Annotated in this window: 15 protein-coding genes; 3 read left to right on the forward strand and 12 right to left on the reverse strand. The window is 72.2% G+C overall.

Features of this window, described 5'->3' with window-relative positions; translation table 11 throughout:
• Positions 1-105: 105 nt before the first annotated feature.
• The 9 genes from ACIQUQ_RS08085 to ACIQUQ_RS08125 form a co-directional block, all read right to left on the reverse strand.
• Positions 106-822 carry an ABC transporter ATP-binding protein gene (locus ACIQUQ_RS08085; protein WP_403972549.1) on the reverse strand — a complete coding sequence of 239 codons (717 nt, stop codon included), beginning with the start codon at positions 820-822 and terminating at the stop codon, positions 106-108.
• A complete protein-coding gene (locus ACIQUQ_RS08090; protein ID WP_403972551.1) occupies positions 819-1,775 on the reverse strand; it encodes an ATP-binding cassette domain-containing protein in 957 nt (318 codons plus the stop codon). Before ACIQUQ_RS08090 ends, ACIQUQ_RS08085 begins: the two co-directional genes overlap by 4 nt.
• 2 nt (positions 1,776-1,777) lie before the next feature.
• Positions 1,778-3,604 (reverse strand): branched-chain amino acid ABC transporter permease, encoded by a 1,827-nt coding sequence (locus tag ACIQUQ_RS08095; protein WP_403972554.1) that lies wholly within the window; start codon positions 3,602-3,604, stop codon positions 1,778-1,780.
• A 6-nt stretch (positions 3,605-3,610) separates the two neighbouring features.
• The gene (locus ACIQUQ_RS08100) at positions 3,611-4,540 is read right to left on the reverse strand and encodes a branched-chain amino acid ABC transporter permease (protein ID WP_403972556.1); all 930 of its coding nucleotides are present in this window, start codon (positions 4,538-4,540) and stop codon (positions 3,611-3,613) included.
• Between the two features lie 91 nt (positions 4,541-4,631).
• Positions 4,632-5,867 (reverse strand): branched-chain amino acid ABC transporter substrate-binding protein, encoded by a 1,236-nt coding sequence (locus ACIQUQ_RS08105; protein WP_403972559.1) that lies wholly within the window; start codon positions 5,865-5,867, stop codon positions 4,632-4,634.
• Between the two features lie 299 nt (positions 5,868-6,166).
• Positions 6,167-6,775: a Tat pathway signal sequence domain protein gene (locus ACIQUQ_RS08110; protein WP_403972561.1), complete on the reverse strand. Its 609-nt coding sequence runs from the start codon at positions 6,773-6,775 to the stop codon at positions 6,167-6,169.
• Positions 6,772-7,215, reverse strand: coding sequence for a hypothetical protein (locus ACIQUQ_RS08115; RefSeq protein WP_403972564.1), 444 nt, complete (start codon positions 7,213-7,215; stop codon positions 6,772-6,774). Before ACIQUQ_RS08115 ends, ACIQUQ_RS08110 begins: the two co-directional genes overlap by 4 nt.
• A 45-nt stretch (positions 7,216-7,260) precedes the next feature.
• Complete coding sequence (locus tag ACIQUQ_RS08120) at positions 7,261-7,731, reverse strand: PaaI family thioesterase (protein WP_403972567.1); 471 nt, start codon at positions 7,729-7,731, stop codon at positions 7,261-7,263.
• A 101-nt stretch (positions 7,732-7,832) separates the two neighbouring features.
• On the reverse strand, positions 7,833-10,106 hold the full coding sequence (locus tag ACIQUQ_RS08125; RefSeq protein WP_403972569.1) for an FdhF/YdeP family oxidoreductase: 2,274 nt from the start codon (positions 10,104-10,106) through the stop codon (positions 7,833-7,835).
• 112 nt (positions 10,107-10,218) lie between these two features.
• On the opposite strand from ACIQUQ_RS08125, the gene polA reads away from it, so the two are divergent.
• Positions 10,219-12,939, forward strand: coding sequence for a DNA polymerase I (polA, locus tag ACIQUQ_RS08130; protein ID WP_403972572.1), 2,721 nt, complete (start codon positions 10,219-10,221; stop codon positions 12,937-12,939).
• A 33-nt stretch (positions 12,940-12,972) separates the two neighbouring features.
• Here polA and ACIQUQ_RS08135 read toward each other — a convergent pair whose 3' ends face one another.
• Positions 12,973-13,827, reverse strand: a complete 855-nt coding sequence (locus ACIQUQ_RS08135) for a DUF4184 family protein (protein WP_403972574.1) — start codon at positions 13,825-13,827, stop codon at positions 12,973-12,975.
• Positions 13,828-13,998: 171 nt separating this feature from the next.
• Here ACIQUQ_RS08135 and ACIQUQ_RS08140 point away from each other — a divergent pair, with 171 nt between their 5' ends.
• Positions 13,999-14,139, forward strand: a complete 141-nt coding sequence (locus ACIQUQ_RS08140) for an SPW_0924 family protein (RefSeq protein ID WP_403972576.1) — start codon at positions 13,999-14,001, stop codon at positions 14,137-14,139.
• Positions 14,140-14,154: 15 nt separating this feature from the next.
• Positions 14,155-15,165: a DUF3068 domain-containing protein gene (locus ACIQUQ_RS08145; RefSeq protein ID WP_403972578.1), complete on the forward strand. Its 1,011-nt coding sequence runs from the start codon at positions 14,155-14,157 to the stop codon at positions 15,163-15,165.
• Here the strand turns inward: ACIQUQ_RS08145 and ACIQUQ_RS08150 are convergent.
• Positions 15,155-17,806, reverse strand: a complete 2,652-nt coding sequence (locus ACIQUQ_RS08150) for an ATP-dependent RNA helicase (RefSeq protein ID WP_403972580.1) — start codon at positions 17,804-17,806, stop codon at positions 15,155-15,157. The two genes, ACIQUQ_RS08145 and ACIQUQ_RS08150, sit on opposite strands and share 11 nt — an antisense overlap.
• A gap of 2 nt (positions 17,807-17,808) precedes the next feature.
• On the reverse strand, positions 17,809-18,660 hold the full coding sequence (locus ACIQUQ_RS08155) for a class I SAM-dependent methyltransferase (RefSeq protein ID WP_403972583.1): 852 nt from the start codon (positions 18,658-18,660) through the stop codon (positions 17,809-17,811).
• Positions 18,661-18,730: the final 70 nt, after the last annotated feature.

Below are 18,730 nucleotides of genomic sequence, written 5' to 3' on the forward strand. Positions count from 1 at the left end.
CGCGGAGATCGTTCCGGGGCGGCCTTCGGCGTGCGCGGGAGCACAGACGCCCGAAGGCCCGCCTCCCCCCGAGGGGAGGCGGGCCTTCGGAGTGCCGGGGCCGGGTCAGTCCTCGCCGAGGTACGCCTTGCGGACGTCCTCGTTGACCAGCAGGTCGCGGCCGGGGCCGGAGAGGACGATCTTGCCGATCTCCATGACGTGGCCCTGGTCGGCCAGGGACAGCGCGGCCTGGGCGTTCTGCTCGACCAGGAGGATGGTCGTGCCGGCGGCCTTGAGCTCGGAGATGGTGGCCATGATCTTCTGCATCATGATCGGGGAGAGGCCCATGGAGGGCTCGTCGAGCATGAGGAGCTTGGGCTGCGACATGAGGGCGCGGCCCATGGCGAGCATCTGCTGCTCGCCGCCGGAGAGGGTGCCGGCGGCCTGCTTGCGGCGCTCTCCCAGGATCGGGAAGAGGTCGTAGGCGCGCTGGACGTCCTTCTGGATGCCGTCCTTGTCCTTGCGGAGGAAGGCGCCGAGGAGGAGGTTGTCCTCGATCGACATGCGCGGGAAGATGTGCCGCCCCTCGGGGGAGTGGGCGAGTCCGAGCGAGACGATGTCGTGGGCGGGGACCTTCTTGAGGCTCTTGCCGTTGAACTTGATCTGGCCGCCCTTGGGCTTGATGAGCCCGGAGAGGGTGCGCAGGGTGGTCGTCTTGCCGGCGCCGTTGGTGCCGATGAGGGTGACGATCTGGCCGGCCTCGACGCTGAAGGAGATGCCCTTCACGGCCTCGATCTTGCCGTAGGCGACCCTGAGGTCTTCGACCTCGAGCAGTGCGGTCACTTGGCGTCTCCGTCCGTGCTGGTGGTGCTCTCCTCGGTGGCCTCGGCCTGGGGGGCGTCGGTCTCCGGGGCGTCGGCGGTGTCGGCCTCGGGGGCTTCGTCCGCGGTGGTGTCGGCTTCCGTGGTGTCGGCTGCCGCGGTTTCCTCGGTGGGGGCCTCGAAGGGCTCGCCGAGGTAGGCGGCGATGACGCGCTCGTCGCTCTGGACCTCGGTGGCGGTGCCTTCGATGAGCTTCTGGCCCTGGACGAGGCAGGCGACGCGGTCGCAGAGGTTGAAGATGAAGCGCATGTCGTGCTCGATCACGAGGATCGCGATGCCCTTGTCCCGGATGGCGAAGATGAGTTCTTCGGCCGCGCGGGTCTCCTGCGGGTTCATGCCGGCGGTGGGCTCGTCGAGGAGCAGGAGGCCGGGCTCGCTGGCGAGGGCGCGGGCGATTTCGAGCTTGCGCTGTTCGCCGTAGGGGAGGTTGCGGGCGAGGTGGTCGGCCTTGTGGGCGAGTCCGATGAACTCGAGGAGTTCGAGGGCCTTCTCGCGGCTGGCGGCTTCTTCCTTGTGGAAGCCGGGCAGGCGGAGGAGGGCGGACCAGAGGCCTTCCTTGGTGCGGGTGTGGCGTCCGACGAGGACGTTTTCCAGGACCGTCATATTGTTGAAGAGACGGATGTTCTGGAAGGTGCGGGCGATGCCGGCCGCGGTGACCTTGAAGGACTTGGGCGGCAGGACCGTGCCCTTGTACCGGACCTGGCCTTCGGTGGGGATGTAGAGGCCGGTGAGGCAGTTGAAGAAGGTGGTCTTGCCGGCGCCGTTGGGGCCGATGAGTCCGACGATCTCGCCGCTCTTGACGGTGAGGTCCACGTTGTTGACGGCGGTGAGGCCGCCGAACCGCATGGTGACTCCGCTGGCGTCGAGGACGGTCTCGCCGGTGGCGGCGGCGGGGGTCTCGGTGGTCGTCGTCATGGTCAGGCCCCTGCCTTGCTGAGGTCTGCGGACTTCTCGTCGAGCTCGTTCTCGTGGAATTCGAGCTGGCGGCGCCGGTTGGGGATGAGGCCTTCGGGGCGGAAGCGCATCAGGAGGATGAGCGCGAGGCCGAAGGCGAAGAGCTGGTACTCACCCATGAACTGGAGCTTGTTCGGGATGAGGAAGAGCAGGGCTCCGCCGACGAGGGGTCCGCTGATGGTTCCCATGCCGCCGAGGACGACGGCCGCGAGGAGGAAGGCCGAGTTCGGCGGGACGGCGTTGGCGAAGGTGTACTGCTCGGGGGTGACGGTGTAGGTCACGTGGGCCTGGACGGCTCCGGCGAGGCCGGCGAGGGCGGCGCCGAGGGCGAAGGCGATGAGCTTGACGCGGAAGCCGTTGATGCCCATGGCTTCGGCGGCGGTCTCGTCCTCGCGGATGGCGACCCAGGAGCGGCCGATGCGGGACTCGGCGCTGCGCCGGAAGACCAGCACGACGACGAGGGTCACGATCAGCATGAGGAAGAAGTAGTTGGCGAAGCGGCCGATCGTGAAGCCGGCGATGGTGTGCTCGGCGCCGAAGTCGAATCCGAGGATGTCGAGGTTCGGGATCGAGGAGATGCCGTTGGAGCCGTTGGTGATGTCGGGGCCGGAGGTGCCGTCGGTGTTGTTGACGGCGATGCGGAAGATCTCTCCGAAGCCGAGGGTCACGATGGCGAGGTAGTCGCCGCGGAGCCGCAGGGTCGGGGCGCCGATGAGGACGCCGAAGATCATGGATGCGGCGGCGCCGATGAGGATGGCCTGCCAGAAGGGGAGGTGGACTCCGAAGGGGGACGACGGGGAGCCGGAGACCATGGCGGCGGCGTAGGCGCCGACGCCGAGGAAGGCGACGTATCCGAGGTCGAGGAGGCCGACCAGGCCGACGACGATGTTGAGGCCCAGGGCGACGGTGGCGAAGATCAGGATGTTGACGCCGATGGTCGCGTACTGGTCGTCGGTCTGGGTGAAGGGGAAGGCGGCGGCGGCGGCGAAGCCGCCGACCATGGCGACGTTGCGGTGGGTCGCGGCGATGGCGGAGACGCGGCCGATGAGGCCGGCCTTGTTGATCGCTGCGAAGCCGAGGCACGCGGTGATGAGGAAGCCGATGAAGAGTTCGTCGTACTCGGTGCCGATGCCGTAGGTGAAGACGGCGAGGCCGAGGGCGAGTACGCCGGTGAGGATGAGGATCTCGGCGTAGGCCGGGAGCCGCTTCATGGCGGGGGCGGTGCCGGTGGCGAAGCCGGCCTTGACGACGGTCCAGCGGTTGCCGAGGTCGTGCTTGAACTTGTCGAAGCCGCTGTCGTCGGGGTCGGCCGCGTCGGTCTCGGGGTGCTCGAAGGGGAGCGCGAGGGCGCCGACGAGGGCGATGAGGGTGGCGCCGAGGGCGATGAAGCCGCCGGGCTCGAGGTTGACGAGGCCGCCGAGGGTGTTGCTGATGGCGAAGGCGGTGTACCAGGCGGTGGCGAAGGCGGCGAGGGCGGCGAGCTTGATGGCTGCGTCTGCTCCGGCCGGGGTGAGCCAGCGGAGGCCCTTGACTCCGTAGGAGGAGAGGGAGAAGAGCAGGGTGAGCAGGCCGCCGACGAGGACGAGCCACTGGAGGCCGCCGGGGTAGCCGTAGACGGTGAGGTCGCCGGGGAAGGCGTCGGTCCAGGTCCAGGCGAGGAAGGCGGAGACGGTGGTGAGGGCGCCGCCGGCGGTGGCGAGGAGACGGGCGGTCTTCTCGTTGATGCCGATGAGGCCGCGGTGTCCGCCGTCGGACGGGGCGGTGACGACGTCGATGGTCTCAGTGGTCATTGGTGATCACGCCCTGTCCGCCACGCGCTCGCCCAGCAGGCCCTGGGGCCGGAAGAGGAGCACGAGGATGAGGAGTACGAACGCCCAGACGTCGGCCCAGGCCTGGCCGCCGAGCTGCTGCATGCCGGGGATGTGGGCGATGTAGGCGGTGGCCATGGTCTCGGCGAGGCCCAGGACGAGGCCGCCGATCATGGCGCCGTAGATGTTGCCGATGCCGCCGAGGACGGCGGCGGTGAAGGCCTTGAGGCCGAGCAGGAAGCCCATCTTGAAGTTGACTTCGCCGTACTTGAGGCCGTAGGCGACGGCGCCGACGGCGGCGAAGGCCGCGCCGAGGGCGAACGCGACCACGATGATGCGGTCGGTGTTGATGCCCATGAGCTTGGCGGTGTCCGGGTCCTGCGCGGTGGCCTGCATGCCGCGTCCGGTGCGGGTCTTCATGACGAACCAGCCGAGGACGACCATGCAGACGGGGGCGGCGATCAGCAGGAAGACGTCACCGGTCTGGATGGTGATGCTGCCGATGTGGAAGGGGCCGCCGGGGATTTCGGGGAAGACTCGGGAGGACTTCGCCTCGGGGTACCAGGCCCAGACCGCCTGCTGGAGGGCGAGGGAGAGGCCGATGGCGGTGATGAGCGGGGCGAGTCGGGGTGCGTTGCGCAGGGGGCGGTAGGCGAACCGTTCCGCCGCTACGGCGATGGTGGTGGCGACGGCGATCGCGCCTATGAGCATGAGGGGCAGGGCGACCCACATGGTGGTGCCCGAGGGGAGCATCAGCCAGACCGTGAGGGCTCCGAACCCGCCGGTCATGAAGATCTCGCCGTGGGCGAAGTTGATGAGCTGGACGATGCCGTAGACCATTGTGTAGCCAATGGCGACGAGCCCGTACATGGATCCCAGTAGCAGGCCGTTGACCAGCTGTTGCGGCAGTTCGTGCACCGCAGGTCCTCCGAGTCTTTCGACGGATGTGACACCGCGCGGGGCGCTAGGTGTGCGCGCCCCGCGCGGCAGGTGTGGTGATCGGAGAGGGTCAGCCGGCGAAGGTGCCGGACTCGACGGCCTTCCAGGCGTCGCCCTCGTACTTGTAGACGGTGAGCTGCTTGTTGGTCGCGTCACCGAACTCGTCGAACGAGACCTTGCCGGTCACGCCGTCGAAGGAGACCTTGCCGGTGGCCTCGAGGACCTTGGCGCGGGCGTCCTGCGGGAGCTTGCCGTTGTTGGCGTCGACGACGGCCTTGACGGCCTCGATGATCGCCCAGGCGGAGTCGTAGGAGTAGCCGCCGTAGGCCTCGTAGGCCTCCTTGAAGCCGGCCTTCTTGTAGTTCTCGACGAACTCCTTGGCCGAGGGCAGGGTCTCGACCGGGGCGCCGACGGAGGTGGCGAGGTCGCCCTGGCCCTCCTTGCCGGAGAGCTTGATGAAGTCGCCGGAGTAGATGCCGTCGCCGCCGACCAGCGGGATGGCCGCGCCGGCCTTCTTGATCTGCTTGGAGAGCGGGCCGGCCGCGGGGTACTCGCCGCCGTAGTAGACGACGTCGGCGCCGGAGCTCTTGACCTGGGTGGCGACCGCGGAGAAGTCCTTGGTGTCGGGGTTCACGTGGGCCTCGCCGGCGACCTGGCCGCCGAGCTTGGTGAACTCCTGCTTGAAGGTGGCGGCCAGGCCGGCGCCGTAGGTCTTCTTGTCGTCGATCAGGAAGACCTTCTTCTTGCCCGCCTTGTTGAAGAGGTACTGCGCGGCGAACGGGCCCTGGATGGCGTCCGTGGTCGCGGTGCGGAAGTACGACTTGTAGGGGCGGAGCTTCTCGCCGGTGTTCCACTTCGGTCCCTGGGTCAGGGCCGGGTTGGTGTTGGCGGGCGAGATCTGGACGAGCTTGGCGTCGTCGAAGACCTTCTGCATGGACTCCGAGACGGAGGAGTTCAGCGGGCCGACGACACCGAGGACGTCCTTGTTGGCGACGAGCTTGGTGGCGTTCTGCTGGCCGGAGGACGGCTGCGCCTGGTCGTCGTAGGCCTCGATCTTGAAGGTGACGCCCTTGACGTACTTCTTGGCGTTGGCCTGCTGGACGGCCAGGTCGACCGAGTTGCGGATGCCGAGGCCGAGGGCCGACAGGTCGCCGGTGGTCGGGGAGTCGACACCGATGACGACCGTGGTGCCGCCGGAGCCGGCGTCGCCGCTGCCGCCCTTGTCATCGCGCGAGCCACAGGCGGTGAGCGTGAGGGCACCCGCGGCGAGTGCGGCCGTCACGGCAATGAGAGAACGCTGACGCACGATCAGTCCTTTCCAGGCACGGCGTCCCCCACGGGACGCGCCGAGTCGAAACGCGGAACCGAACTGGGTGGAATCCGGTGGTCGCGGTGACTGGCCGTGACTCTAGGCGGCTGATCGGGAGATATGGAGGGCTCGGGCCAAGGCTGTGACGCTCTTGTTATGCCACGGCGTAATACATAGCGGAACTTGGCGGGTGGAACGGGGGAATTCCGGCCGGTTCGTCTTGTCCGCATGCTGAGAAGGGGCAGGACTGTCATGCGGTTTGGGTCCTGACAGTGCAGGACTGTAGCGAGTTTTGGTCATGACGTCTCCGGGGTGCCCTTGTCTCGATCTTCGGGACATGTGCCGATCAGTGACCTGGAGAGTTCTCGTGCATATCGGTCACCGAGGATGTAACTGTGCTGCTCATTCGGCCCGCCATTACTGAGGGTTACCTCAAGAAAAGGGAGCCCTGCATTCCGTGCTACATGCACGCAATCCCTGACCCGAATCAGCACAACAACCTCACGGACCTCACCCTTGACCACGGTGATCGGTGAGGCGGGGGCGGTCGTCACGCTGAGTGCTGCCGACGGCTGTCCGATCCGGTGGACGGTCACCGGCGGGCCGGCCGTCGTGCGGAGGGTGACGGTGAAGGCGAAGTCCGCCGCGGGGCCGGCCGGCCGCACCGGGGCCCCGTACCGCACGGAGAACACCTGTGAGGGGTGCGGGGGCGGCGCGGGGGGCTCCGGATCTGGCCTGATCGCGTACAGATAGGCGCCGGATCCGGCCAGGGCGAGGACGCCGGTCAGGGCCAGGGCGGCCCGCCGCCGGCGGCCCAGGGGGCCGCGGGTGCGCGCGGGCGGGCGGCGGGCCGGGGACGCGTCCCAGGTGTCCTCGCCGGGTTCCAGGGGGCCGATGCCGCTCATTGCCAGGGGCCGCCGCTGGGGGTGCCGTGCCGGTACCGGTCGGCGCAGCCGCGCCGGGCCTGCTCGCCGGCGGCCAGGTGGGCCGCCGCGGTGTCCCCGGGCGGGCGGACGGCCCGGGCGGCGGCGAGGGCGGCGCGCAGGATCTCGTACTGGCCGCCGGAGAGGCCCATCTCCTGGTAGTCGAAGTGCGCGTGCGGGCCGCCGTCGAGGATGCGGGCGGCCCAGTACGAGACCAGGTGGACGCACAGCTCCCGCGGGGTGGTCGGGGCGGGGGCCGGAGCGGCGGCGGAGCGGGCGGCGGGGCCCGTCGGGGAGCCCGGGCCCGCGGGGGAGCCCGGGGTGGTGCAGGAGGCGAGGACGGCGGCACACAGCGCCAGGGCGGCGGAGGCCCGTGCGGTGCGCTTCGTGGGTGCGCCCCGTGGCGCCCGTACCACTCCCATGCGGGGAAGGTAGTGGGGCGCCCCGGGGTGGGACAACGCCCTGTCTCAGCCCGGCTGTTGCGAGTTCGTGTCGCGGAGCAGGCAGGTGAGGCGGGCGGTGCAGACCCGCTTGTCCTGCTCGTCCGTGATGACGATTTCGTACGTGGCGGTGGAGCGGCCGCGGTGGACGGGGGTGGCGACGCCGGTGACCAGGCCGGACCGGGCGCCGCGGTGGTGCGTGCAGTTGAGGTCCACGCCGACGGCGATCTTGTTGATGCCGCCGTGCAGCATGGAGCCGACGGAGCCGAGGGTCTCGGCGAGCACGGCGGAGGCGCCGCCGTGGAGGAGCCCGTAGGGCTGGGTGTTGCCCTCGACGGGCATGGTGCCGACGACCCGGTCGGCCGAGGCCTCCAGGATGCGGATGTCCATGCGCTCGCCGAGGTGTCCGGCGGAGAAGAGGGCGGGCAGGTCGATGCCCAACGCGGCGTACTCGTCGAGGACTTCCTGCGGGAACTTCACGGCGTGCTGTTCGCCCATGGGGACGGCTCCGTTTCGTAAACGACCGTTAACGCCCTCTTCATATCACCCGACTGAGCGGATGCTCAGTCATGGGGATCACGTTCCCGCGTCCGCGCCGGTCAGCCGGCCGGCTCGAAGCGGACGACCACCGACTTGCTGGCCGGGGTGTTGCTGGTGTCCGCGGTGGAGTCCAGGGGCACCAGCACGTTCGTCTCCGGGTAGTACGCCGCCGCGCAGCCCCGCGCGGTCGGGTAGTGCACCACGCGGAAGCCGGGGGCGCGGCGCTCGACGCCGTCGTTCCACTCCGAGACCAGGTCGGTGTAGGCGCCGTCGGCCAGGCCCAGGGCGGCCGCGTCGTCGGGGTGGACGAGGACCACGCGGCGGCCGCCCTTGATGCCGCGGTAGCGGTCGTCGAGGCCGTAGATCGTGGTGTTGTACTGGTCGTGGGAGCGCAGGGTCTGGAGCAGCAGGCGGCCCTCGGGGACCCGGGGGTACTCGACGGGGGCGGCGGTGAAGTTCGCCTTGCCGGTCCTGGTCGGGAAGCGCCGCTCGTCGCGGGGGGCGTGCGGGAGGACGAAGCCCTCGGGGCGGGCGGCGCGGGCGTTGAAGTCCTCGAAGCCGGGGACGACCCGGGAGATCCGGTCGCGGATGGTGCCGTAGTCCCGCTCGAAGTCCTCCCACGGGGTGCGGGAGGCGTCGCCGAGGACGGCGCGCGCCATGCGGGCCACGATGGCGGGCTCGGACAGCAGGTGGGGGCTCGCGGGGGTGAGGTTGCCGCGGGAGGCGTGGACCATGCCCATGGAGTCCTCGACGGTGACGAACTGCTTGCCGGCCGCCTGGACGTCCTTGTCGGTGCGGCCGAGGGTGGGCAGGATCAGGGCGCGCCGGCCGGTGACCGCGTGGGAGCGGTTGAGCTTGGTGGAGACGTGGACGGTGAGGGCCGCGTTGCGCATGGCGGCCTCGGTGACGTCGGTGTCGGGGGTGGCGCCGACGAAGTTGCCGCCCATGGCGAAGAAGACCTTGGCCTCGCCGTCGCGCAGGGCCTGGATGGAGCGGACCACGTCGAAGCCGTGGTGGCGGGGCGAGGTGATGCCGAATTCGCGGTCGAGGGCGTCGAGGAAGGCCGGTGCGGGGCGCTCGAAGATGCCCATGGTGCGGTCGCCCTGGACGTTGGAGTGGCCGCGCACCGGGCACACGCCGGCGCCGGGGCGGCCGATGTTGCCGCGGAGCAGCAGGAGGTTGACGACCTCGCGGATGGTGGGGACGGCGTGCTTGTGCTGGGTGAGGCCCATGGCCCAGCAGACGATGGTGCGCTTGGAGTCGAGGACCATGCGCAGGGCCTGCTCGATCTCGGGGCGGGTGAGGCCGGTGGCGGTGAGCGTCTCGTCCCAGTCGGCCTTGGCGGCGGCCGCGGCGAGTTCCTCGTAGCCGTGGGTGTGCTCGCGGATGAACAGTTCGTCGGTGGCGCCGGGGGTCTCGATGACCAGCTTGTTGAGGAGGCGGAAGAGGGCCTGGTCGCCGCCGATGCGGATCTGGAGGAAGAGGTCGTTGAGCGCCGCGCCGCGGAGCATGCCGAGGGGGGTCTGGGGGTTCTTGAAGCGTTCCAGGCCGGCCTCGGGCAGCGGGTTCACCGAGATGATCTTCGCGCCGGCGGCCTTGGCCTTCTCCAGGGCCGACAGCATGCGGGGGTGGTTGGTGCCGGGGTTCTGGCCGGCGACGATGATCAGGTCGGCCTGGTGGAGGTCCTCCAGGGAGACGCTGCCCTTGCCGATGCCGATGGTCTCGGTGAGCGCGGAGCCCGAGGACTCGTGGCACATGTTCGAGCAGTCGGGCAGGTTGTTGGTGCCGAACTCGCGGGCGAACAGCTGGAGGAGGAACGCGGCCTCGTTGCTGGTGCGGCCGGAGGTGTAGAAGAGGGCCTCGTCGGGGGAGGAGAGGGCGCGCAGTTCCTCGGCGATGATCGCGAAGGCGCGCTCCCAGGTGACGGCCTCGTACCGGTCGGCGCCCTCGGGGAGGTACATGGGCTGGGTGATGCGGCCCTGCTGGCCGAGCCAGTAGCCGGAGCGGCCGGCGAGGTCGGCGAGGGGGTGGGCGGCGAAGAAGTCGGGGGTGACCCGGCGCAGGGTGGCCTCCTCGGCCACGGCCTTGGCGCCGTTCTCGCAGAACTCGGCGGTGTGCCGCTTGTCGCCCTCGGGCCAGGCGCAGCCGGGGCAGTCGAACCCGTCCTTCTGGTTGACCTTGAGGAGGGTGCGGGCGGTCCGTGCGACGCCCATCTGCGCCTGGGCGATCCGCAGCGTGTGGCCGATGGCGGGGAGGCCGGCGGCGGCGTGCTTGGGGGGCGCGACCTGCGGCGCGTCCTGTACCGGATCACCTGCGGGCGGCTTGGTGGCCATGTCGCTCCCCTTTGAGCATGCGTCGCGCGTTCTCGTACACCTCCGATCCTGTCACGGCCGCCGGGGGCGGGGAGCGACGGCATTGTCGGTGGGGCCGACTAGGCTCGGGGGCGTGGCAGAGACAGCATCGAAGCAGACCGACCAGACGACAGCGGAGCAGCGCCCGCGCCTGATGCTCATGGACGGGCACTCCCTGGCGTACCGCGCGTTCTTCGCGCTGCCGGCGGAGAACTTCACGACCGCGACCGGCCAGCCGACCAACGCCATCTATGGTTTCGCGTCGATGCTGGCGAACACGCTGCGCGACGAGGCGCCCACGCACTTCGCGGTGGCGTTCGACGTGTCGCGCAAGACGTGGCGTTCGCAGGAGTTCCCCGAGTACAAGGCGAACCGCTCGAAGACCCCGGACGAGTTCAAGGGGCAGGTCGAGCTGATCGGCGAGCTGCTCGACGCGATGGCCGTGCCGCGGTTCGCGGTGGACGGCTTCGAGGCCGACGACGTGATCGCGACGCTGGCGACGCAGGCGGAGGCGGCGGGCTTCGAAGTCCTGATCGTCACGGGCGACCGGGACTCGTTCCAGCTGGTGTCGGAGCACACCACCGTGCTGTACCCGACCAAGGGCGTCTCCGAGCTGACCCGCTTCACCCCGGAGAAGGTCCAGGAGAAGTACGGGCTGACGCCGTCGCAGTACCCCGACTTCGCGGCCCTGCGCGGCGACCCGTCCGACAACCTCCCCGGCATCCCGGGCGTCGGCGAGAAGACCGCCGCGAAGTGGATCAACCAGTTCGGCTCGTTCGCGGAGCTGGTGGAGCGGGCCGAGGAGGTCAAGGGCAAGGCCGGGCAGAACTTCCGGGACCACCTGGAGTCGGTGAAGCTCAACCGCGTGCTGACCGAGATGGTCCGCGACGTGGAGCTGGGCCGCACCCCCGCGGACCTGGAGCGGCTGCCGTACGACCGCAAGGCCGTCACGGGCGTCCTGGACGTCCTGGAGATCCGGAACGCGTCGCTGCGCGAGCGGCTGCTGGCCGTGGACCCGGGCGCCGCCGAGGAGCAGGCGCCGGCGCCGGCCGCCGGGGTCGAGCTGGACGCCAGCGTGCTGGGCGCCGGCGAGCTGGCCCCGTGGCTCGCGGCCCACTCCTCCGGTCCGCTCGGCGTCGCGACGGTCGACGCATGGGGCCTGGGCACGGGCAGCGTCTCCGAGGTCGCGCTGGCCGCGGCCGGCGGTGCCGCGGCCTGGTTCGACCCGTCGCGGCTGGACGAGGCCGACGAGCGGGCCTTCGCCGGGTGGATCTCCGACCCGTCCCGGCTGAAGGTCATGCACAACGCCAAGGGCGCGATGCGGGTCTTCCCCGAGCACGGCTGGACGGTGGCCGGCGTCTCCATGGACACCGCGCTCGCCGCTTACCTCGTCAAGCCCGGCCGGCGCTCCTTCGCGCTGGACGTGCTGTCGGTCGAGTACCTGGGCCGGGAGCTCCAGCCGGCCGCCGCCGACGGCCAGCTGGCCTTCGGCGCCGACGAGTCGGCCGAGGCCGAGGCGCTGATGGCGCAGGCGCGTGCCGTGCTCGACCTGGGCGACGCCTTCGCCGAGAAGCTCGGGCAGGCCGGCGCGGCCGAGCTGCTGCACGACGTGGAGCTCCCCACCTCCGAGCTGCTGGCCCGGATGGAGCGGCACGGCATCGCGGCCGACCGCGACCACCTGGAGGCCATGGAGCGGCAGTTCGCCGACGCCGTGCAGCAGGCCGTCAAGGAGGCCCACGCCACCGTCGGCCACGAGTTCAACCTCGGCTCGCCCAAGCAGCTCCAGGAGGTGTTCTTCGGCGAACTGGGCCTGCCCAAGACGAAGAAGACCAAGACCGGCTACACCACCGACGCCGACGCGCTGGCCTGGCTGGCGCAGCAGACCGACCACGAACTCCCCGTGATCATGCTGCGGCACCGGGAGCAGGCGCGGCTGCGCTCCACGGTCGAGGGCCTGATCAAGACGATCGCCGCCGACGGCCGGGTGCACACCACCTTCAGCCAGACGGTCGCCGCCACCGGACGCCTGTCCTCGACCGACCCGAACCTGCAGAACGTGCCGGTGCGCACCGACGAGGGCCGGGCCATCCGCCGCGGCTTCGTCGTCGGCGAAGGCTTCGAGTCGCTGATGACGGCCGACTACAGCCAGATCGAGCTGCGCGTGATGGCGCACCTCTCCGAGGACGAGGGCCTGATCGAGGCCTTCAACTCCGGCGAGGACCTGCACACCACCGTCGCCTCCCAGGTGTTCGGCGTCGAGCGGACCGCCGTCGACGCCGAGATGCGCCGCAAGATCAAGGCGATGTCGTACGGCCTGGCGTACGGGCTGTCGGCGTTCGGCCTCTCGCAGCAGCTGAACATCGAGCCCGCCGAGGCGCGCGGCCTGATGGACACCTTCTTCGAGCGGTTCGGCGGGGTCCGGGACTACCTCCAGCGCGTGGTCGACGAGGCCCGCGCCACCGGCTACACGGCCACCATGCTGGGCCGCCGCCGCTACCTCCCGGACCTCAACAGCGACAACCGCCAGCGCCGCGAGGCCGCCGAGCGGATGGCGCTCAACGCCCCCATCCAGGGCACCGCGGCCGACATCGTCAAGGTCGCGATGGTCCGGGTGGACCGTGCGCTGGCCGAGGCGGGGCTGAAGTCCCGGCTGCTCCTCCAGGTGCACGACGAAATCGTGCTGGAGATCGCCCCGGGCGAGGCGGCCGCGACTGAGAAGATCGTCCGGCGGGAAATGGCGGCCGCCGCCGACCTCCGCGCCCCCCTGGACGTGTCGGTCGGCGTCGGCACCGACTGGGAGTCCGCCGCGCACTGACCCGCACCCGGGCCGCGTCGGGCGCCCGTGTCCTCAGCGGTACGAGGACACGGGCGTCCGCGCGTCCGGCCCCGTCGGCGTCCGGTCGCCCCGGTGGCGCAGCCGCACCAGCAGCGCGTACACCGGCAGCGCCAGGAGCAGCCCGGTGCCCGCGCCGAAGCAGATCGTCGGGATGATGTCGAACGGCGAGTGCACCGCGTCGAAGTACGTGAACCAGCGCGCCACCCGCTGCGCGACCCCCGCGGCCACCGCCGCGCCCAGCAGCGCGAACGCGCCGGCCCGCTCGCCCCGCCCGAGCACCGGCACCGCCGCCGGCGCGGCCCCGCCCGGCAGCCGCCGCAGCGCGCCCGCCACGAACCAGGCGAGGACGGCCAGCGCCACCGCGGAACTGCCGTACTGCACGTACAGGTAGAAGGGGAAGCCGGCCACCACCGCGGTCAGCCACGGCAGCGCGTCCGTGCCGAACCGGTCCAGGTGCGTGAAGGCGTCCCACACCACGTGCGTGAGCGAGCCGATCACGGCCGAGACCCAGAACCACAGGACGAGCCGCACCCGCGAGGGTGCCGCCCGCCAGTCCTCGCCCCGCACCAGCCGGTACACCCGGCCCCGCGCCCGGCCCGGCAGCAGCGCGACCAGGGGCTCCCGCAGCAGCAGCCACCCCCCGACCAGCGCGGCCGTGACCACGGCGTCCAGGGTCAGCACGCCCGGCAGCGAGTGCGTGAAGGTCCCGAACCCCATCGCCCCGGGCACCGCGCTCGCCGCGAAGTACGTCATGTCGGGCGCGAACGACCCGGCCACCAGGGCCGAGGCCAGCAGCGGCCCCCGCCCCCGGCCCGAGCGGCGGATGCCCGGCAGCACGGCGGCCGCGTGGCTGAGCGTGAACGGCATGGACCAACTCCCTCAGTGATCACCGGCCCTTCCAGTATGAGCGCGGGAGGCGTGGCCGGCGGGTTCGCCCAGGGGTACGACGGTGATCACCGGCCGACGGGTTCTCATCTTCACCCCGCGTTGCTACGGTGCCCCAGCCCTGACGCTGTATCAGATTCCGGAGGCACCGCCATGCGCGCACTCCTCGCCGCCGCCATCGGGCTGGCCGCCGCGCTGGCGCTCGCCTTCGGCGTCGCCGCCGTCGGCTCGCCCGAGGGCACGACCTCGCCGAAACCGCTGCTCACCACCGTGCCCAAGGCCCCCGGACAGTAGGAAGAGGACCCCGTCATGCGACGCAGAGCGAGCCTCGTCCTGCTGGCACTCGCCGTGTTCTGCGCGGCCCTCGCGCCCCTGATGCGCTGGTACCTCTTCCCGCGCCTCGCCAAGATCCCGCCGAGCCAGTACCAGGAGGTGGTCCTGGAGGCGGAGCCCGCCACCCTCCTCGACTACGGCACCCTCCAGCCCAAGAAGGTCCCGAAGATCACCATCGTGCAGACCCTCAAGGGCAACGTCGAGCGCTCCCGCGAGATCGAGGCCAGCGCCGGCCGCGACGTCGTCGTCTGGGACTCCCTCTCCCACGTGGTCGGCCCCGACGGCAAGATGGTGTCCCAGATCCCCGAGCGCTACATCTTCGACGCCCACACCCAGGACCCCGTCCACGCCACCGGCGAGATGGTCGACGGCGACCCGGTCAGGCGCGAGGGCGTCGAGTTCAAGTTCCCCTTCTTCACCGAGCCCCGCGACTACCTGTACTTCGACGCGCAGACCCGCACCTCCGCGCCCATCCACTACGTGGGCCCCCGCACGTTCCGCGGCATGGACGTCTACTACTTCGAGCAGACGATCCCCTGGACCAAGGTGCCCTTCCCCAAGAAGATGCCGATCCCCGGCATCGACCCCGCCGCCATCGAGTCCGCCATGGGCACCTCCCGCTGGTACACCACCAAGCGCATGTTCTGGGTCGACCCGGTCACCGGCGCCCCGGTCAACGGCGAGGAGGTCCACACCGAGGAACTGCGCGGCGGCCAGCTCGCCGGCAACGCCCCGGACCAGCGGCTCGTGGTCTTCGACGGGCACGTGAAGATGCGCGAGGACTACGTCAGGCACACCGTCGACCTGGTCGCCGAGAACCGGACGATGGTCCTCACCCTGCACACCTACGCGCCCGCCGGGCTGGCGCTCGCCGGAGCCGGCCTCCTCGCGCTCGCCCTCTGGCTGGAGGCCCGCGCCCGGCGCGGCCGGTCCGAGGACCCCGCCGGGACCCACGGCCGCGCCGGCGAAGGACTCGTCAGCGCCTGAGGCGGGCGTTGGTGTGCCGGGTGGGCTCGGCCGTCGCCGGGTCCTCCGGCCACGGGTGCTTCGGGTAGCGCCCCCGCAGCTCGGCCCGCACCGCGCGGTAGCCCTCACGCCAGAAGGACGCCAGGTCCGCCGTGACCGCCGCCGGGCGCCCGGCCGGCGACAGCAGGTGCACCAGCACCGGCACCCCCGCCACCCGCGGCGTCTCCGCCAGCCCGAACAGCTCCTGAAGCTTCACCGCAAGCACCGGCTGCTCCGGCCCGTAGTCCACCCGGATCCGCGAGCCGCTGGGCACCTCGATCCGCTCCGGGGCCAGCGCGTCCAGCCGCCCGGCCTCCCCGGTCGCCCACGGCAGCAGCCGGGACACCGCCTGGCCCGCGTCGATCCGGCCCAGGTCCGCACGCCGCCGGGCCCGGGACAGCTCCGGCTCCAGCCACTCCTCCGCCCGGTCCAGCAGGGCCCCGTCCGACACGTCGGGCCACGGCTCCCCGAGGGTGCGGTGCAGGAACGCCAGCCGCTGCCGCAGCGCCCGCGAGTCGTCGGTCCAGCGCAGCAGCCCCGGGCCCTCGGACCGCAGCCCGTCCAGCAGGGCCGCCCGTACGAGACCCGGATCGGCGTCCCGCAGGGGGCGTACGGTCAGCTCGACCGCGCCCAGCCGGTCCACGCGCCGGGCGACCACGTCCCCGGCCTCCCAGTGCACCTCCTCGCCCGCCGCCGACAGGTGCGCGGCCGCGGTACGGGCGGTCTCCTCGTCCAGTACGGCCGCCAGCCGCACCCGCGCGTCAGCCGACCCCGCACCGCGGTCGGCCACCGCCACCGCCAGCCAGGCACTCGTCCGCAGCCGCGAACCCTCCCCGAGGACCGCGCCGGTGCCGGACACCATCAGGTACTGGCCCGCGGTACGCGCCCGGGCCACCCGCTCGGGGAAGGCCAGCGCCGCGACCAGCCCGGCCACGTGGTCGTCGGCCGCCCCGGCCGGCACCCCGCCGGCAGCGCGCCCCGCGCCGCCCGCGGACCCCGCGGCGGCAGCGCGCCCGGCTGTGGCGGCCGTTCCCCGCGCCGTCCCGGCCGCGGAACCCGCACCGGCCCCGGAGGATCCCGCCCCGGCCGCGTCCCCGGCCGCCGCCGCCTCCGCCGTCCTGGCCAGGCGCTTCGCCTCCGCGCGCCAGCGCGCCCCGTACGCGTCGGTGCCGGCGCGGGCCGCGCGCCACGCGGCGGTCAGGTCGTCCCCGTAATCCCGCGGCGGCTCCTCGCTCAGCAGGGCCACCACCTCCGCCACCCGGCGAGCGGACTCCCGCGACCCGCCCAGCTCCGCCGGCCCGTCGAGCAGTGCCCGCGCCAGCCGGGGGTGCACCCCGGCCCGCGACATGGCCGTGCCCCGGCGGGTCACCCGGCCCGCCGCGTCGAGGGCGCCGAGGGAGGTCAGGGAGGTACGCGCGGCCGCCATCGCCCCGGCCGGCGGCGGGTCGAGCAGCGCCAGACCGGCCGCCTCGGGATCACCCCAGCACGCCGCCTGGAGCGCGAAGGCGGTCAGGTCGGCCAGCCGGATCTCCGGCGCGGGGAACAGCGGCAGCCGGCCGTGCTCCGCCTCGGCCCAGCAGCGGTACACCGAGCCCGGCGCCTCACGCCCGGCACGCCCCGCGCGCTGGCGGGCCGCCGCCTGCGAGGCCCGTACGGTCGTCAGCGCGCCCAGCCCGCGGGCGTGGTCCACCCGCGGCTCGCGCGCCAGCCCGGAGTCGACCACCACCCGCACGCCCGGCACGGTCAGGGATGACTCCGCCACGGAGGTCGCCAGGATCACCCGGCGCCGCCCCGCGCCACCGGCCAGCACCGCGTCCTGCACCGCGCCCGGCGCCCGGCCGTGCACCTGCAGCACCTCGGCGTCCACCCCGGCCAGCAGCCCCGCCACCCGCGCGATCTCCCCGACCCCCGGCAGGAAGCACAGCAGGTCACCGGACCGCTCCGCCAGCGCCCTGCGCACCGTGGCCGCCACGTGCGCCAGCTGCGCCGGGTCCACCCGCATCCCGTGCGGGGGCCGGACCGGCCCGGATGGGGGAGCCCACACCACCTCCACGGGGTACGCCGTACCGGCGGCCTCCACCACGGGCGCGTCCCCCAGCAGCCGCGCCCAGCCGGCGGCGTCGGTGGTCGCCGACGCGGCCACCAGCCGCAGCTCCGGCCGCAGCGCGGCCCGTACGTCCAGCAGGAACGCGGCGACGGTGTCGGCGTCCAGGTGCCGCTCGTGGCACTCGTCCAGCACCACCACGTCCACGCCGGACAGTTCCTGGTCCCGCTGCAGCCGCTGGAGCAGCACCCCGGTGGTGACCACCTCGACCCGGGTGTCCCGCCCCACCACGCGCTCCCCGCGCACGCTGAAGCCCACCGAGCCGCCCACGCCCTCGCCCAGCAGCCAGGCCATCCGGCGGGCCGCCGCGCGGGCCGCGATCCGGCGGGGCTCGGCCACCACCACGCGGCGCGGCGCAGCACCCCCCACCAGCCCCGCCAGCACCAGCGGCACCAGCGTCGTCTTGCCGGTCCCCGGCGGCGCGCACAGCACGGCCGTGCCGTGCGCGTCCAGCGCGGCGGTCAGCGCCGGCACGGCCTCCCGTACCGGCAGCGCGTCGAGCGCGTCCCCCCGCACCAAGGTCAGGCCTTCTCGCAGACGAAGACCGCGGTGCCCGGGATCAGGTTGCCGCGCAGCGGGGACCAGCCGCCCCACTCCTGCGTGTTCCACGCCGGCCACTCGGGCTCCACCAGGTCCACCAGGCGGAAGCCGCCCGCGGTGATCTCCCGGACCCGGTCGCCCAGGGTGCGGTGGTGCTCGACGTACACGGCGCGGCCCTGCTCGTCCTGCTCGACGTACGGGGTGCGGTCGAAGTACGAGGCGGCGACGGACAGGCCCTCTGGGCCCGGCTCGTCGGGGAACGCCCAGCGGATCGGGTGGGTGACGGAGAAGACCCAGCGGCCGCCCGGGCGCAGTACCCGGTGCACCTCGCGGAAGACCTTCACCGGGTCGGCCACGAACGGGACGGCGCCGTACGCGGAGCACGCGAGGTCGAAGGAGCCGTCGCGGAAGGGCAGCGCGCCGGCGTCCGCCTCGACCAGCGGCACCGCACCGCCGTCGATCCGCAGCGAGTGCTGGAGCTGCCGGTGGGAGAGGTCCAGGGCCACCGGGCGGGCGCCCTGGGCGGCCAGCCAGCGGGAGCACTGGGCCGCGCCCGCGCCGATCTCCAGGACGGCGAGGCCCTTGAGGGAGGAGGCGGGGCCCAGCAGGGCGGCGTCCGCCTCGTCCAGGCCCTCCGGACCCCAGACGAAGCGGTCGTCGCCCAGGAAGCCGCCGTGCTCGCTCTGGTACTCGTCCGCGTTCCGGTCCCACCAGCCGCGGCTGGCGCTGCTGCTCTCCGCGTCGTCCGCGTCACGGCGCGTGGCCGCGGCGTCGTCGTATGCGTCACCTTCGGCGTCGTACACGCCTTCGGCGATGTCGTCCTCTTGGTTCATCGGGCCCGTCGTCGTAGTCTTCGCAAACAGCTGGACGGCTTGTCTGCACAGAAGTTGTGCCGGGAGTGCG

It is taken from the genome of Streptomyces sp. NPDC101118 (assembly GCF_044759445.1).
In the GTDB taxonomy this organism is placed as follows: domain Bacteria; phylum Actinomycetota; class Actinomycetes; order Streptomycetales; family Streptomycetaceae; genus Streptomyces.